Origin of the sequence: Psychrobacter sp. (genome assembly GCF_041554015.1) — a bacterium.
Taxonomy (GTDB): domain Bacteria; phylum Pseudomonadota; class Gammaproteobacteria; order Pseudomonadales; family Moraxellaceae; genus Psychrobacter.
Window position 1 is genome coordinate 26,696 of sequence record NZ_JBFFMS010000024.1, and the last position, 15,741, is coordinate 42,436.

General features: G+C 43.1%; 13 protein-coding genes. 7 read left to right on the plus strand and 6 right to left on the minus strand.

Annotated elements, in window-relative coordinates; genetic code table 11:
* Window positions 1-293 precede the first annotated feature (293 nt).
* From ABYU67_RS07685 to ABYU67_RS07695, 3 genes are all read left to right on the plus strand, one after another.
* Window positions 294-2,609 (plus strand): ATP-binding protein, encoded by a 2,316-nt coding sequence (locus ABYU67_RS07685; protein ID WP_372844417.1) that lies wholly within the window; start codon window positions 294-296, stop codon window positions 2,607-2,609.
* An 88-nt stretch (window positions 2,610-2,697) separates the two neighbouring features.
* The gene (locus ABYU67_RS07690) at window positions 2,698-3,654 is read left to right on the plus strand and encodes a response regulator (protein ID WP_372844418.1); all 957 of its coding nucleotides are present in this window, start codon (window positions 2,698-2,700) and stop codon (window positions 3,652-3,654) included.
* Between the two features lie 197 nt (window positions 3,655-3,851).
* Window positions 3,852-4,796: a D-2-hydroxyacid dehydrogenase gene (locus tag ABYU67_RS07695; protein ID WP_372844419.1), complete on the plus strand. Its 945-nt coding sequence runs from the start codon at window positions 3,852-3,854 to the stop codon at window positions 4,794-4,796.
* Between the two features lie 229 nt (window positions 4,797-5,025).
* Here ABYU67_RS07695 and ABYU67_RS07700 read toward each other — a convergent pair whose 3' ends face one another.
* On the minus strand, window positions 5,026-5,739 hold the full coding sequence (locus ABYU67_RS07700) for an RluA family pseudouridine synthase (RefSeq protein WP_372844420.1): 714 nt from the start codon (window positions 5,737-5,739) through the stop codon (window positions 5,026-5,028).
* Window positions 5,740-6,159: 420 nt separating this feature from the next.
* Here ABYU67_RS07700 and trxA point away from each other — a divergent pair, with 420 nt between their 5' ends.
* The 3 genes from trxA to ABYU67_RS07715 all read left to right on the plus strand — a co-directional run bounded on the left by trxA (window position 6,160) and on the right by ABYU67_RS07715 (window position 8,864).
* Window positions 6,160-6,486, plus strand: a complete 327-nt coding sequence (gene trxA, locus ABYU67_RS07705; protein ID WP_372844421.1) for a thioredoxin — start codon at window positions 6,160-6,162, stop codon at window positions 6,484-6,486.
* Between the two features lie 528 nt (window positions 6,487-7,014).
* Window positions 7,015-8,283, plus strand: coding sequence for a transcription termination factor Rho (gene rho / locus ABYU67_RS07710; protein ID WP_020444407.1), 1,269 nt, complete (start codon window positions 7,015-7,017; stop codon window positions 8,281-8,283).
* Window positions 8,284-8,624: 341 nt separating this feature from the next.
* Window positions 8,625-8,864: a hypothetical protein gene (locus ABYU67_RS07715; RefSeq protein ID WP_372844422.1), complete on the plus strand. Its 240-nt coding sequence runs from the start codon at window positions 8,625-8,627 to the stop codon at window positions 8,862-8,864.
* A 124-nt stretch (window positions 8,865-8,988) separates the two neighbouring features.
* Here the strand turns inward: ABYU67_RS07715 and ABYU67_RS07720 are convergent, their stop codons facing one another.
* Complete coding sequence (locus ABYU67_RS07720; protein ID WP_372844423.1) at window positions 8,989-9,873, minus strand: neutral zinc metallopeptidase; 885 nt, start codon at window positions 9,871-9,873, stop codon at window positions 8,989-8,991.
* A gap of 546 nt (window positions 9,874-10,419) precedes the next feature.
* Between ABYU67_RS07720 and ABYU67_RS07725 the strand changes: the two genes are divergently transcribed.
* Window positions 10,420-10,776: a hypothetical protein gene (locus ABYU67_RS07725; protein WP_372844424.1), complete on the plus strand. Its 357-nt coding sequence runs from the start codon at window positions 10,420-10,422 to the stop codon at window positions 10,774-10,776.
* 187 nt (window positions 10,777-10,963) lie between these two features.
* Here ABYU67_RS07725 and ABYU67_RS07730 read toward each other — a convergent pair whose 3' ends face one another.
* From ABYU67_RS07730 to rplT, 4 genes are all read right to left on the minus strand, one after another.
* Window positions 10,964-11,260 (minus strand): integration host factor subunit alpha, encoded by a 297-nt coding sequence (locus ABYU67_RS07730; RefSeq protein WP_372844425.1) that lies wholly within the window; start codon window positions 11,258-11,260, stop codon window positions 10,964-10,966.
* A 249-nt stretch (window positions 11,261-11,509) separates the two neighbouring features.
* On the minus strand, window positions 11,510-13,915 hold the full coding sequence (gene pheT / locus ABYU67_RS07735; protein ID WP_372844426.1) for a phenylalanine--tRNA ligase subunit beta: 2,406 nt from the start codon (window positions 13,913-13,915) through the stop codon (window positions 11,510-11,512).
* Window positions 13,916-14,019: 104 nt separating this feature from the next.
* Complete coding sequence (gene pheS, locus ABYU67_RS07740) at window positions 14,020-15,075, minus strand: phenylalanine--tRNA ligase subunit alpha (RefSeq protein WP_372844427.1); 1,056 nt, start codon at window positions 15,073-15,075, stop codon at window positions 14,020-14,022.
* Between the two features lie 357 nt (window positions 15,076-15,432).
* On the minus strand, window positions 15,433-15,741 hold a 309-nt coding region (gene rplT, locus ABYU67_RS07745), incomplete at its 5' end, for a 50S ribosomal protein L20 (protein WP_372844428.1).

Below are 15,741 nucleotides of genomic sequence, written 5' to 3' on the forward strand. Positions count from 1 at the left end.
CCAGAATTTTTCAACTATACGCCTACCTATACCCTTTTATCGCCTATTATTTATGATGAATTATCTTTTAAGATTTATGAGCATATCATGCCTATTTATAGTCCTTTAAGTTATAAAAACGTTAATAATCAAGTCGGTTAAGTTATATAGGTAAGGTTAATACTGTTGATTTTTTTATTCTTATTCACAAACTATTTTCATTAGAACGACGCATGAGCATTTAGTTGATTGCCGACAATATACAGCATTGGCACCCTTCTACGTGGTCACTACTCTTCAAGGACTATCCCACCATGAGTGCCTCCAAAAAAGTTGGCTTTTTTAACCAAGTCAGTACCCAAGTTACCACTATTTTGTTCATTGCCTTTGCAGTCGTACTAGCGGTCGTTGTTTACGTCGTTGATAAAGAAGGTCATGATAAAATTCGCCTTGAGTCAGCAAAGCTGGTCGCTGAACGTGGTAACACGGCGGTTAATAGCATTTCAGCCGATATCAACCGCGTTATGCGTAGCGCCCTACTACTGCAACAAAGCGCGCAAACGCTGCCACCACAAGAAGCGATTTTGCAAGCCAGTACCGCCAATGCCTTTGATAAGCGTGATTATAACTTATTAGGTAGTGGCGGCATTTGGCCAGAAAAAGGCGCACTTGGTGCCAATACCGCCACCCATCCGTTTTTGATGGTGCGTCAAAACGGTAATTATCAAGCAGTCCTTAGTGACCCAAACCCTGCCAATCCTTACTATCAAGAAGACTGGTTTAGCGTTTTAAAGCTGCTCAAACCTGATAGCTGTATTTGGAACCATGTTCGCGCAAGCCAGACCAAAGGTGAGCTTGCCATGAGCTGCGGTGTTGCTATCGAGCGTGACAATCAGTTCTGGGGTGCCAGTACCGTTAACTTCACCTTAAACCAGCTACAAGAAAACATCGTTAAGCTAAGTGACAGCTCAGGTTCAGGTTATATTTTATTGCTCGATAATAGTGACAAGGTTATCGCCTCCTCTAACCCTGAACGTTTACGCTATATTGATGAAAAAACCGGTACACCGCTTGATATCAAGCAAGTCATCAACGCTGACCCTGCTTGGAATCCGGTATTAAACTTCTTAGAGACTCAGCGTAATGAGACTATTGAGCAAGTTGCAGCCAGCGTATCTCCGCAAGTTCAGCAAGTACTGACCACGCTTGATAAAGCCGAAACTGGGACGGCAAAGGGTTATTATTTGGTGAACTACGCCGCTTACTTAAATAACGGTGAAAACAAGCAAAATGCCATGGACAGCCGCTTATTACAAAGCTTTGAGCTGACTAAGGACAGCTACTATAACGGCAGTCAAGCGTATGTGTTTGAGATTCCTGAGACCTACTGGAAGCTGATTGTCGTCCAGCCTGATGCTGAAATTAACGCCATCGCCGACAATCTCAGTGAAAACTTGATTAACTGGATTGCATTAGCGCTACTTATCACCGCTGGTATTATTTACTTTATGCTGACTTTCTTGGCCTTTAAACCGCTAAAAGAAACCACTGATAAAATTTCTCTGGCAGAAAACATCATTAATAATAAGCAATATAACAAGCTCAGCTCAGTGAAATTTAAGACAGGTCGTAACGAGATTGGTCTGGTAAACGGCTCTATTAATGACCTATTAGATCGAATCCAATCTAACGAAGGTAAACTTGCCAATATCAATCAGCAGCTAGAGATTAAAGTCGAAGAACGTACCGCTGAGCTGCAAGATACGCTAAAAGAGCTGAAAAACTCACAGCTACAATTGATTCGTTCAGAAAAAATGGCGACGTTAGGTCAAATGGTGGCGGGTGTTGCCCATGAAGTAAATACGCCATTATCTTATGTACAAAACAACCTTGAGATTATCGGACAATTGACTGAGCAATACGAAGAGCTGATTGAGCTGGTACAGGGCTTAAAAGGTATCAAGTCTGACTCTACGGCGACTGACGGCAAAATTGACAAGCTATTGGCAGATATCGTCCGTGCGTCGGATGAAATCCAAGAAGATGATTTGTCCGCTGAGCTTAAAGAGCTGATTAAAGACTCGCTTTTTGGTGTCGAGCAAATTACCGAGATGGTACTAAATCTGCGTAACTTCGCCCGTCTTGATGAATCAAAAGTGAAAACCATCGATGTGCGCGAATGTATCGAAGCCTCGCTTAAAATCGCTGGTAACTCTATCAGACATCAAGAGATTGTCACAGACTTTGCCCCGACCCCTGAGATTAAATGCTCACCGTCACAGATTAACCAAGTCCTCGTGAACTTGCTTAATAACGCTGCGCAAGCCATGGGCGAAAAACCGGATGGCAAAATCGAAGTACGCACGCGCTCGGATGACCGCAATGTCTATATCGATGTCAGTGACAACGGTAAAGGGATGAGCACAGAGATTCTTAATCAAATCTTTGAGCCGTTCTTTACCACTAAGGGCGCAGGCGAAGGGACTGGGCTTGGTATGGCCATCAGTCAACAGATTATGGAGCAGCATAATGGCGACATTAAAGCGGTCTCAACCGAAGGCGTTGGCACAACCTTTACCTTGACGCTACCAATTGATAATGATTTAACCGAACAAAGCCTAGCGGCGTAAGCGCTAGGTTCTGTTGTTAGTTTTGTTGTTAGCTCAATTGCTATTTTAATGATTATATAAAGCGATTATTCATCATAAGGATACCATCATGAATGAATTGGAAATGCAAACCCCTAGTACCGATTTTGGCTCTGAAGCCAAACCAAAATTGGCGTTTATTGACGATGAGCAACGCATTTTACGCTCGATGAAACTGCTGTTTCGTAAAACGCATGACGTTTTTATCACCACTGACCCAACGGAGTATATTGACTATATCAAAAACAACCACGTACATGTGGCGGTCAGTGACCAGCGTATGCCTGAGCGCGTTGGTGTCGACATCTTGCGCGAAGTCAAAGAAGTATCGCCGTCTACCATGCGGATTTTATTGACCGGCTATGCTGATTTAAACGCGATTATTGGTTCTATCAACGATGGGGAAATTTATCGTTATTTGACCAAACCTTGTAAATCTGAGGAGCTACTCGCCGTCGTCGGTCGCGCTACCGAAATCGCTTTGACCTATAACCCAGACGAAGACGCTGAGCAATTTGACAGCTCGGGCAACAAGCAAACGCTATTGGTCATTGATGAAACCAATGAGTTGATTGAGCAAATACGTAAGCAATTCTCTAACAACTATAAAGTGCTGCATGCTAAAGCCTTAGAAGAAGCTTACGATTATTTGGCGAACGAAGATATCGGTGTCTGTATTACCGACATCAACGTTAGTGGCGAGAATATCGCACCGATCATCTTTACCTTAAAACAAGATGCGCCGCATTTAGTGGTTTTGGTACAAACTGAGTTTCAAGATGCAGGCTTATTAATTGACTTGATTAATAAAGGTCAGGTTTATCGCTGCTTACCAAAACCAATGCGCGCAAGCCTACTTGAGATTAGCGTCAACCGTGCATTCCAGCATCATACAAAACTCAAAGCCAGCCCTGAATTGGTTAAACGTTATGAAGTTGAGCATGACCCTGAAAACGATGTACGTATTGATTTAAGCAGCCGCGTACGCAGTCTGATTGGCAAATTGCGTAAACGTTTTTCTTTATAAGCACATATAGCTAGATAAACGCTAAAGTTACTATTACTACTGCAAAAAACCTCTATTTCAATTGAAGTAGGGGTTTTTTGCAGTACGCTTTTTTAGTGGATTTTTTGACGTACTTTTTGACTAAAGTCAGCAACATGCTACATTAAGCCAGTAGCAGCTACAGACTATTTACGATAACAATGAGATAAGGAATCATCATGCGCGCGGTTTTTTTAGATAAAGGTACCTTTTCTGAGGGCGTCGACTTGCCAGCCCCAAACGGCATCAGTGACTACCTCACTTATAATGACACCCCAAAGGATGATGCTGTCATTATTGAGCGCTGTAAAGACGCCGATATTATTATCACCAATAAAGTGCAGATCAGCGCTAACGTGATCAGTAAGTTGCCCAAGCTCAAGCTGATACAATTGACCGCCACTGGTATGAATAACGTCGACCAAGATGCCTGTATCAAGCACGATGTTGCACTTTATAATGTCGCAGGTTACGCGGTCAAAAGCGTGCCCGAACATACCTTTATGCTCATGCTGAACGCCATGCGTGCCGGTATTTATTATCATCAAAAAGTCGCTGATGGCACATGGCAAGCAAACGGTAATTTTTGCTTGCTTGATATTCCGCTGATAGATTTGGAAGATAAAACCCTAGGTGTTATTGGTGTTGGTACCATCGGCAAACGCGTGAGCGACATTGCGCGCGCTTTTGGGATGACGGTATTGTGGGCAGAGCAGCAAGGGCGTGCGCCGCGTAATGACGACTATACGGCGTTTGATGAGGTACTGGCACAGTCTGATGTATTAAGCCTACATTGCCCATTAAACGAGAAAACCAAGCATCTGATTAATGCAGATACTTTAGCAAAAATGAGCAAAAAACCGCTACTGGTCAACGTCGCTCGCGGCGGTGTTGTTGATAGTCACGCGCTGACCGATGCCATTAATAATGAGCAAATTATCGGTTATGCCAGTGATGTGTTTGAGCAAGAGCCCATTGTCACAGACGATCCTTTATTAACCCTTGCTAATCATCCGCGCGTTATATTTAGCCCGCATAATGCTTGGGGCAGCAAAAGTGCGCAAGAAACTTTGTGGCAGATGCTCAGCAAACAGGTCAGCGATTTTATCAGTCAAGCTAAGTAACTTTCAAGCTAAGTAACTTTAGCGGCTAGACGGCAACCATGCATTTTTAATTTTACGATGCTTGCGCATAATGCGAGTGACATAGTTATCATTCACCCGCCAAGGATAGCAGTTACCTTGTTTTGGCAGTTTGTCCTTGGCGCAGCTAGCATTATCTGCCAATAACCTTTAAGCATAATATATTTTATTTTTTACTCATGTAAAACCAGCTACCAGACTCTAAACACGCTTAAAAGGGCGTTGGGCTTTCCCAGTCCATCCAAGCACCCAGCGTCGGATGCTTGAGACGCAGTTGCTGGGCATGCAGATTTAGCCTTGGCGCAATATCTAATGCTGCACCTTCGGCATAAATAGGATCGCCAATCATCACATGACCAACATGCACCATATGCACACGCAGCTGATGACTACGACCCGTGACAGGCTTTAGCATTACGCGCGTGACAGTCTGACCGTTACATTGCTCATGACTGATGACTTCATACAACGTTAAGGCATGTTTTGCCCAATTAGGATCGACGATATGGCGTGGTTTCGTCTCTGGCTCATAGCGCACTGGTACGGATATCTCACCCGTTGCGCCAACACGCTCCCACTTGCCAAAGACGCGAGCCTGATACTTTTTCTGTGGCAAACGTTCAATGAATTGCTTACTAATATGGGTTTGCGCAGCGGCATTCTTGGCAAAAATAAGCAGTCCTGAGGTATCCATATCCAGACGATGAATAAGCTTGACCGCCGGATTGACACGCTCAAGTCGTGCCAACAAACTTACCTTGAGTGTTTTGCCATCGACGCTCAAGAGACCTACAGGCTTATCAACCACCCAAATATCATCGTCTTCATAGACGGTAATCTGTTGCGCAAATGCTTGGAAAAACTCAAGCGGATGGGCGTTTTCTTGAGCGTTGAGGGCATTGACTTCTTCAGCAGTAAAAGGCATAAAAATGGGCACTTATATAAATGGGCTTGAATGGTTGATGAGCTGTTATATGAAAGCTCTATAAAGGGGTAGATAATAGAATGTAGATATAAAGTAATAAATGGTTTATTTTGGTCAGAAATTCAGCATATGTCATATATCGATAGCTCAAAACCTCTATTTTTTGAACAAAAACATAGACATTATTATCAAGTGACAGATAAAAATCTACCTGTGACGTTATGTGTCGATTTATTGTGTTAATCGTAATTGTTAAACAATTTAACCAGCTGGCATCTGTTAACCCTGAGCAAACATGTTAATATAATGGCACATTTTAACCACTTCTAGACGCTTCTTTGGTCATTCATCATTCTATTATGCAAAAAAGATATCAGTTGATGGATGTCGATAGAACAATAAAACAAGAGAGATAACATTATGTCAGACCTTATCGTTAATACTACCGACGCAAACTTTGACCAAGACGTATTACAATCAGATATGCCAGTATTGGTAGATTTTTGGGCAACTTGGTGTGGTCCTTGTAAAGCCATTGCGCCTATTTTAGAAGATCTAGCCACTGAGTACCAAGGTAAAGTTAAAATCGTCAAAGTTGATGTGGATAACAACCCACAAGCTGCCAGCCGTTTTGGTATCCGTAACATTCCTACGCTATTTGTATTTAAAGGTGGTGAAAAAGTGGATTCAGTCATGGGTCTACAGCCAAAAGCTGAATTGGCAAAAGTACTAGATAAGCATTTGTAAATTAGTGCTTATTGGCGTTGTTGATGTTTAGCAGCCCCATCAAAATATCGTAAATGCTAAAGCCATTGTCTGATACAGATAATGGCTTTTTTGTTGATTTTATGAGCAAAAAGCTGGATTACCTGACTTTTTTGGCAAAAATTATTGACAATACTATCTTTAAGCCCGTATAGTCTGCTGATAAGAGAACATGAATGGTTTTCCTAAATATCTCGTCGCTATTCTCCTCGTGTTTATCAACAAAAACACCATCGTCATTATTAAATACCACTACTGACCGAATGACTAAACACAATGACTGATATTGAGTGTTTGACGCAGACTCTTATGTAGACGTCTTTATCTTCACTTTTTATAACTTGTCTGCCTCTCGTGCGACAAGCTCATAAATCGACACATAAAACCAAAACTACATAAATCTTAATACAGCGTATACACCCCCTAGCACCCTAATACCATTATTTGAATCACTGTCGTGATCTGTGAATAATGGCATCTCTCATCTTATCAACTGCTAACGACCTATCTATGAATCTTACTGAATTAAAGAAAAAATCAATCGCTGAGCTACTGGCCATCGCCAAAGAGATGGGTCTTGATAATATGGCACGTAGCCGTAAACAAGACATTATCTTTGCTATTTTAAAAACCCATGCCCGTAACGGCGAAGCCATCTATGGTGATGGGGTACTTGAAGTGCTCCCTGATGGTTTTGGCTTTTTACGCTCATCAGAAGGCTCATATTTAGCCGGTCCTGATGATATCTATGTCAGCCCAAGTCAGATTCGCCGCTTTAGCCTAAAGACTGGTGACAGTATTGCTGGTACTATTCGCCCACCAAAAGATTCTGAGCGTTATTTTGCGCTATTAAAAGTCGGTGAAATCAACTTTGATACGCCAGATCGCTCACGTCACAAGCTGATTTTTGAAAACTTAACGCCCCTATTCCCAACTGAGCAATTGAAGCTTGAGCTTGGCAATGGTACGACTGAAGACTTAACCGGTCGTATTATTGACCTGATTGCACCAATTGGTAAAGGACAGCGTTCTATCATTGTGGCACCGCCAAAAGCGGGTAAAACAATGCTACTACAATCAATAGCCCAATCGATTACCCGTAATAATCCTGAATGCTATCTTATCGTCCTATTGATTGATGAGCGCCCAGAAGAAGTTACCGAGATGGAACGTACGGTACGCGGTGAAGTGGTTGCCTCAACCTTTGATGAGCCGCCTCAGCGCCACGTACAGGTTGCAGAGATGGTTATTGAAAAAGCCAAACGCTTGGTTGAGCATAAACAAGATGTGGTCATTTTGCTTGACTCTATTACCCGCCTTGCCCGCGCCTATAACACCGTGATTCCGTCATCAGGTAAAGTGTTAACCGGTGGTTTGGATGCCAATGCATTAGAGCGTCCAAAACGCTTCTTTGGTGCTGCTCGTAATATCGAAGAAGGCGGCAGCCTGACCATTATCGCCAGTGCTTTGATTGATACGGGTAGTAAAATGGACAGCGTTATCTTTGAAGAATTCAAAGGAACAGGTAACCAAGAGATTACCCTTGAGCGCGACTTGGCTGAAAAACGTGTCTTCCCAGCCATTAATATCAAAAAATCGGGCACACGCCGCGAAGAGCGTCTGCTTGATGAAGATAAACTGCGTAAAGTTTGGATTTTACGTAAACTGCTTCAGCCGATGGATGGAGTCCAAGCAACTGAGTTCTTGCTAGATCGTCTAAAAGAAGCCAAAACCAATGATGAATTCTTTGAGCAAATGAAGCGTAAATCACAAAATTGATCTTAAATCTTTTACGACAATAAAATTATATAAATACTTGACGTTTTACTCATAAAGACTGCCTAAAGGGCAGTCTTTTTGTTTTTAGTGCTGATTGCTCTGTGATTACAAATAATTGTCGTGAAAAACAGTTAGCTTACTATCGCTACAAATACAATAATTCTAAGCAAAGACACTACCAATGACACAGTGAGGCAACATAGTTTACAGCCCGCTTGCAAAGATTAGCGTTTCTACTACGACGAGATCTATATATTAGGGCTACTATAAGGGCTAAGAATATACTGATATATAGATTGTATACTTGGTATTTTAAACTTGACGATTTAATAGGTGATATTATGAAACTTGCTAAAACTATTGCAATGACGGCTCTTACTAGTTCTGCGCTGATCATGGGCGGCTGTGCGACCAATGGCTACAATACTGGCTTAAGCAATACCGCTAAAGGTGCTGCTGCTGGCGCTGCTGCTGGTGCACTTATCAAAAGTCGCGGTGACAGCAAAGATATCGCTCGTGGCGCAATTGGTGGTGCTGCAATTGGTGGCGCTGGTGCATATATCTTGAACAACAGCAGATAATAATTTTCAATTAGCTATTCTGACAGATAACATTTAAATAAAGATATTGTCTAATCAAATATAGTGTAAAAAAGCCTGCAATTGATTGCAGGCTTTTTTGTCTCTAACGATATGATAGGCCATGTTATAAAGCACCGCTAAACGTATCGCACGTTTGCACATTGCCACTCTCTAGACCACGTGTAAACCATTGCACACGTTGTTGACTGGTACCATGAGTAAAGTTATCAGGTACCACTGCCCCGCCGCCTGCCCGTGCCAAGCGGTCATCACCGATTTGACTGGCAGCATTGATAGCTTCATCAATATCACCGGCTTCTAAAAACTGTACGCGTTCTTGGTTGCGCTGTGCCCAAACACCCGCAAAGCAGTCCGCTTGCAGCTCTTGTAGTACAGACAATTTATTTGCTTGTGCACGCGTCACTTGACGGCTGGCCTCACTGACTTGCTGTGTAATACCAAGCAATGTCTGCACATGGTGACCTACTTCATGGGAGATAACATAAGCTTGGGCAAAATCGCCCGCTTTGTCTTGATTCTCGCTGCCGCCTGAGTCTTGGATATCACCAGAGATACCAAGGTTTTGACGCATTTCTACAAAAAACGACGTATCTAAATAAACCGTTTGATCGCCTGGACAATAAAATGGCCCAGTTGCTGAGCTGGCACTACCACAGGCAGAACTGACTTGCCCGTTAAACAAAATCAATGACGGCTCTTTATAGGTACTGCCAGCCTCATTAAATATCTGATGCCAAACCTCTTCTGTATCTGCCAAGACCACTTTGACAAACTGTGTATCACGATCGTCGCTGGTAGCTGGCTCAGTTGTCGTATTACCGCCGCCTGCGACTTCTTGACCTGTCTGCAATGCAGTCATCGGGTTTACCCCAAACACTAGCCATAGAATACCAGCGATAATGATACCACCGATTCCACCGCCCATCAGTTTACCGCCGCCACTACTGGTACGTACATTAGTACTGCCGCGTCTGCCTTGCCATTTCATAACCTTCCTCCCAAAAAATACGCTCTCTGACGCCACTCATATTAATCATTATTGATGTTAGTTATATAGTTGTTAGCTCAATCCTTTGATGTCATATGTTGTTAGGCTCTATTAATGTTAGCTGCCATAGCCTACAAATTACTTTAAAATAATGAGTGCTTTTTTGCCTTGACAGCCTGTTATCATGGCCATCATTCGGCATTACTTATTCATCCGCTATCTGCTTTATTTTTTTGTCAAAAATAGCGCAAACAGACACAAAATATCTGGGCATTAGCAATTTGGCTGCAATCGCCAGATGTCATTGATTATACGTTGATTAATTTGGCTTTTTGTAGGCATAATTATGTAAAATAAGTAAAATAAAACCTCGTTTACAATTTTATTGTAACTTAATTGTACAACCTCTTTCTATGCAGAAAGAAATCATATAGAATGCGTGAAAGCTGAGTAGCTGTAACTAAGACTAGTTGGATATCTGAGACATCTCGGATGTTCAACCTTTTTTGCTGCTACTGCTCATTTAATTATCCCGGAGAAAACCTTATGAACTTAAAATTACTTGCTCTAGCTGGTATCATGACTGCAACTATGGGCTTAACTGCCTGTGATAGCAACAAAGAAAACGCTGCTGAAGATTTATCTGACGCACAAGAAGAAGTGCAAGATGCTTCTGAAGAGCTAAACGAAGCTGCTGCTGAAGGCGAAGCTGTTCCTGCTGAAGCAGAAGCTGCTGTTGCCGGTGCTGAAGCTGATATCGCTGATGCACAAGTTGCTACTGCTACTGACGAAGTTGATGCTGAAGTACCTGTAGATGGTACTACTACTAGCGTTGACGTAGCTAGCGAAACTCCAGCTGTAGACGCAGCTGACGAAGTTGTGGTTGAAGAGCCAGCTCAGTAATTTTTATTTTTATAAATAAAAGTACTGTTCCAAAAAAAAGAGAGCCTATGCTCTCTTTTTTTATGCCTGCAATTTAGGTTTTAGGCTTTTAAAACAATGGCGCATAAAAAATGATGGTTATCACAGTCGCTTTAAAACCCAACTGTGATAACCATCATATTAAACGACTGCCTATTACTGCTATCTATTAATCAAACAGACGCTCATCAACTTGTTGACGGAATTTTTGTCCCGTTTTGAATGTGACCACGCGGCGTGCCGAAACCGCAACAGGCTCACCTGTTTTAGGGTTACGACCTGGACGGCTATTTTTATCTTTAAGCTCAAAGTTGCCAAAGCCTGAAAGCTTGACCTCTTTGCCCTCGATTAAACTCTCTGACAGCTCATCAAAGAAGTTCTCCACCAAACAGCGACCTTCTTGGCGTGTTAGGTTAAGGTGACTCATCAAATGCTCAATCATGTCAGATTTGGTTAAGGTGCTCACAGTACGACTCCTATGCTATGTCGTGATGTCGAATATCATGGTTTAGCGTTATGAGAATTAATGTTAGCTATTATAAAGGTTTTTGAGCCTTTTTTTAATAAAGTCTGCAATAAAATCCTTTACTAATAACCACTTAACTATTTTTATAAATAAAAATTTTCTACAAAATCATAATTCTTACAAATAGCAATGCCCTATAGCCTCGTTAAAAGCGAGGCTATAGAATACGTCTATGATAAAGATTATAGGTTAGCTATCACGCAGCTTTGCAGCATGTTGCTTGGCTAGCGCTTGTACTACCTTATCAGTTGCGGTTTTAATCGCTTCATCAGATAAGGTTTGTGCCTTATCTTGCCATATCAGCGCAAAAGCCAATGAGCGTTGATCAGCTGGCACTTTGTCGCCTTGATACACATCAAACAGCCACAGATCAGACAATAGCTCACCTGCTGCTGCGCGTATCGTCGACTCTAATATCTGTAAGCTGATCTCACTGTCTACTAAGATGGCAATATCACGGCGTACCTGAGGAAATTTGCTTGGGGTGGTGATGGTATGCTGCGCGCGGGCAAGTGTCAATAATGGGGCCAGTGACAATTGAGCAACCCACGTAGCGGGCAAGTCTAACTGCTTGGCAGTGTTAGGGTGCAACTGACCCAACCAACCAACATACTGATCATCGATATATAGCTTAGCACTTTGACCCGGATGCAAGAAAGCAAGCTCACTGCGCTCATAGCGGATACGGGCGCTGTCTACTTGCGCGGGTAGTAGCTGCTCTACATCATGCTTAAGATCGTAAAAGTCTAGCGCACGATTTTGATACGCTTGCTCATCCCAAACATCACCGACTGCGACCAACGCGATGCTTGGCGTTTGTACCAATTCGCTAATACTTTGACCGACAAAGCTAAGACCGGTTTCAAAGAAACGCACACGTGGCTGCTGACGATTGAGGTTATATTGCACGCAAGGCAATAAGCTTGACAATAATGTCCGGCGCATCACCGCCAAATCACTAGAGATAGGATTGGCCAATGCCAATACTTCTCCTAGCGCTTTATCATCGAGCAAGGCTTCTAATTTGGCATCACAAAAGCTAAAGCTAATCGCTTCCATATAACCATTATCGACCAGCGCCAGCTTCATCTCATGCGTTAAGTCTGCGGTATCGTCATAATCCATGCTGACTTGCAAATGCGGCAAAACGCTTGGGATATTATCATAGCCGTAGATACGCGCAACTTCTTCGATAAGATCTTCTTTAATACTCATGTCAAAGCGATACGATGGTGGCGTACAAATCAGGCTATCCGCTTGCTGCTCTACCTCAAAGCCTAACTGAGTCAAGATACGTACCATTACCGCTGGCGCAATTTCAATACCGATAACATCACGAACTTTAGTGATTGGCAACATAATAGGCGCACGTGCCGGTAGATGCTCGCTATTTTCCACTTTTACGATTTGTCCTGCTTTACTACCTGTAATGCTCGTAATCAAATCAACAGCACGCGCTAACGCAAGCGCTGGCAATTCAAAATCAACACCACGCTCAAAGCGCTGTGAGGCATCAGTATGCAGACCAAAACGGCGTGCGCGCGCGGCAATAGCTAATTGGCTAAAGAAGGCACTCTCTAAAACGATATTGGTTGTGCTATCAGTCACACTACTACGCTGACCGCCCATAATACCCGCTAGTGCAAGGGCGCCTTTGTCATCAGCAATCACCAATTCATCACCGGTTAAGGTAATGGTTTGCTCATTTAATAAGGTAATGGTTTCTTCAGGCTGTGCCAAACGCACAACGATATCACCAACAATGGTATCAGCATCAAACGCATGTAATGGCTGACCGAGTTCCATCAACACGTAGTTGGTCACATCAACCAAAAAGTTATGTGAGTGTAGTCCCGACTGCACTAGTCCATCTTGCATCCATTTTGGGGTGTCGATGCTACGATCAATATTGCTGATTGACTGTAAGAGATAGCGTGGGCAAGCCTCAACTGCACTTACTGTTACCGCTGGCGTTGCGCTGTTATCAGTAGCTGCTACATTGGCAGGAATCTCTGGCTGCTGCATCGGTAAATCGTTTATAACTGAAATCTCACGCGCAATACCACGTACGCTGAAGCAATCACCACGGTTTGGGGTGATAGAGATATCTAATATCTGATTGTCTAAACCTAAATATTCACGGATATCCATGCCAATCGGTGCATCAGCTGGCAATTCAAGCAGACCATCGATATTATCGGTCAAATCAATCTCTGACGCGCCGCAAAGCATACCGTTAGAGTCGATACCACGTAGGTTGCCGTTTTTAATCTCAAAACCTGCACCATTATCAGAAGGTAAAACGGCACCAACGGTAGCAACCGGCGCTTTCATACCAACCGTCACATTAGGCGCACCGCAAACGATTTGTAGCGGCTCAGCTGCTCCAATATTGACTTGCGTAACGCGCAGTTTATCAGCATCTGGATGCTGCTCGACGCTAATCACTTCACCCACAACCACACCACTAAAGTCACGAGCGACCGCAAAGCGATCATCAATCTCAAGCCCTGCCATGGTAAGCTGTTCAGCCAATTGCTCACTGCTATTATTGGGGTTTACCCATTGACGTAGCCACTGTTCGCTAATTTTCATAAGTATCTCGGATCAGAATTTTATAATAAATATTTTGAAGTAAAGGTTGGCGCATTAACCTGTCATATTAACAAGGAGCACTTTTTATATAAATAAAGAGCGCTCTAGCCAAACTGCTTTAAGAAGCGTACGTCGTTTTGGAAAAACAGGCGCAGATCATCGATACCGTAGTACAGCATTGCAAAACGCTCAATACCCATACCAAAAGCAAAGCCGGTATATTTATCGCTATCAATGCCGCAGTTGGTCAGCACTTGTGGATGTACCATACCGCAGCCCATGACCTCAAGCCATTTACCATTGTCATCTAAGATATCAACTTCAGCTGATGGCTCAGTGAATGGGAAAAATGATGGACGGAAACGAACGGTCAATTCTTTGGCAAAGAACGCTTCTAAAAACTCACTAATCAAGCCTTTTAGCTCAGCAAAGGTGCTCGACTCAGTAACCATCAAACCTTCTAACTGATGAAACATCGGCGAGTGGGTTTGGTCTGAGTCATTACGATAGACGCGGCCTGGGCAAATGATACGAATCGGTGGTTCGTTCTTTTCCATCGTGCGAATTTGCACTGGGCTGGTATGGGTACGCAATAAATAGTGCGCATCAAAATAGAAGGTATCATGCATCGCGCGCGCAGGATGGTGTGACGGGATATTGAGCGCTTCAAAGTTATAGTAATCGCTCTCAACTTCAGGACCGGTTGCGACATTAAAACCCGCTTGGATAAAATACTGCTGCATACGCTGGGTAATCATGGTCACAGGATGCAGATGACCTTTTTGACCACCGCGAGCAGGCAAGGTGATATCAATACTCTCACTTGCAAGCTTAGCGTTTAATGCCGCCACTTCTAGCTGCTGCTGCTGTGCGGTCAACGTATCCTGAATACGGCTACGCACCTGATGTAACCAGCCGCCGTAGTTTTTTTTATCGTCGCTGCTCAGCTTGCCCATCTGCTTTGACCAGCCAGTTAAGGGACTCTTTTTACCCGTCAATTGCACACGCAAATCTTGCAATAAGCGCACATCATTGACTTGGAGGATTAAGGCTTCAGCGGCACTGGCAAACTCATTAAGCTTGGCTTCATTAAGCTCGCTTAGCTCTGTGGACAAGGTCGGTAGCGCCGACAAATCGGTGGTAGCAGCAGGGGTAGTCATAAGACGCATTCTTCCTGATTTAAACGGACTATTGATGATAGTAATTCGTAATTGTAGAGTTTTGACCAAATATTGCAAACCATTTACCCATTCATTTTAAACTAAAGGCGTGTGATATGAATGGCTTGAATATTTAGACAATGAGCAGCGCAACAGCGACAAAAACTGGTTGCATTTTAACGGTGATAACACGGTTCATAAAATAAGGTAATATAAAAAAAGCCACCGACCAGCGGTAGCTTTTATTAATATTGTACTATTAATTAATATTATCCCAATCCATTGAGATAACCGCTTAGAAATAATTACTTAGAAATAAGCACTTAACAAGCAGTAACCGCAAAGGACGGTTAATATTTATGCTAGTGCTGCTTTCGCTTTTTCAACCAATGCTGTGAAAGTCGCTGCATCATGCATAGCGATGTCAGCAAGTACGCGACGATCGATTGCAATGTTAGCTTTTTTCATGCCATTGATAAAGCGGCTATAGCTTAAGCCGTTTAAGCGTGCACCAGCATTGATACGTGCAATCCAAAGACGACGGAAAGTACGTTTTTTGTTGCGACGGTCACGATAAGCATATTGACCAGCTTTGGTCACTGCTTGTACCGCTACGCGGTAAACACGTGAACGGGCACCGTAGTAGCCTTTTGCGCGTTTTAGGAT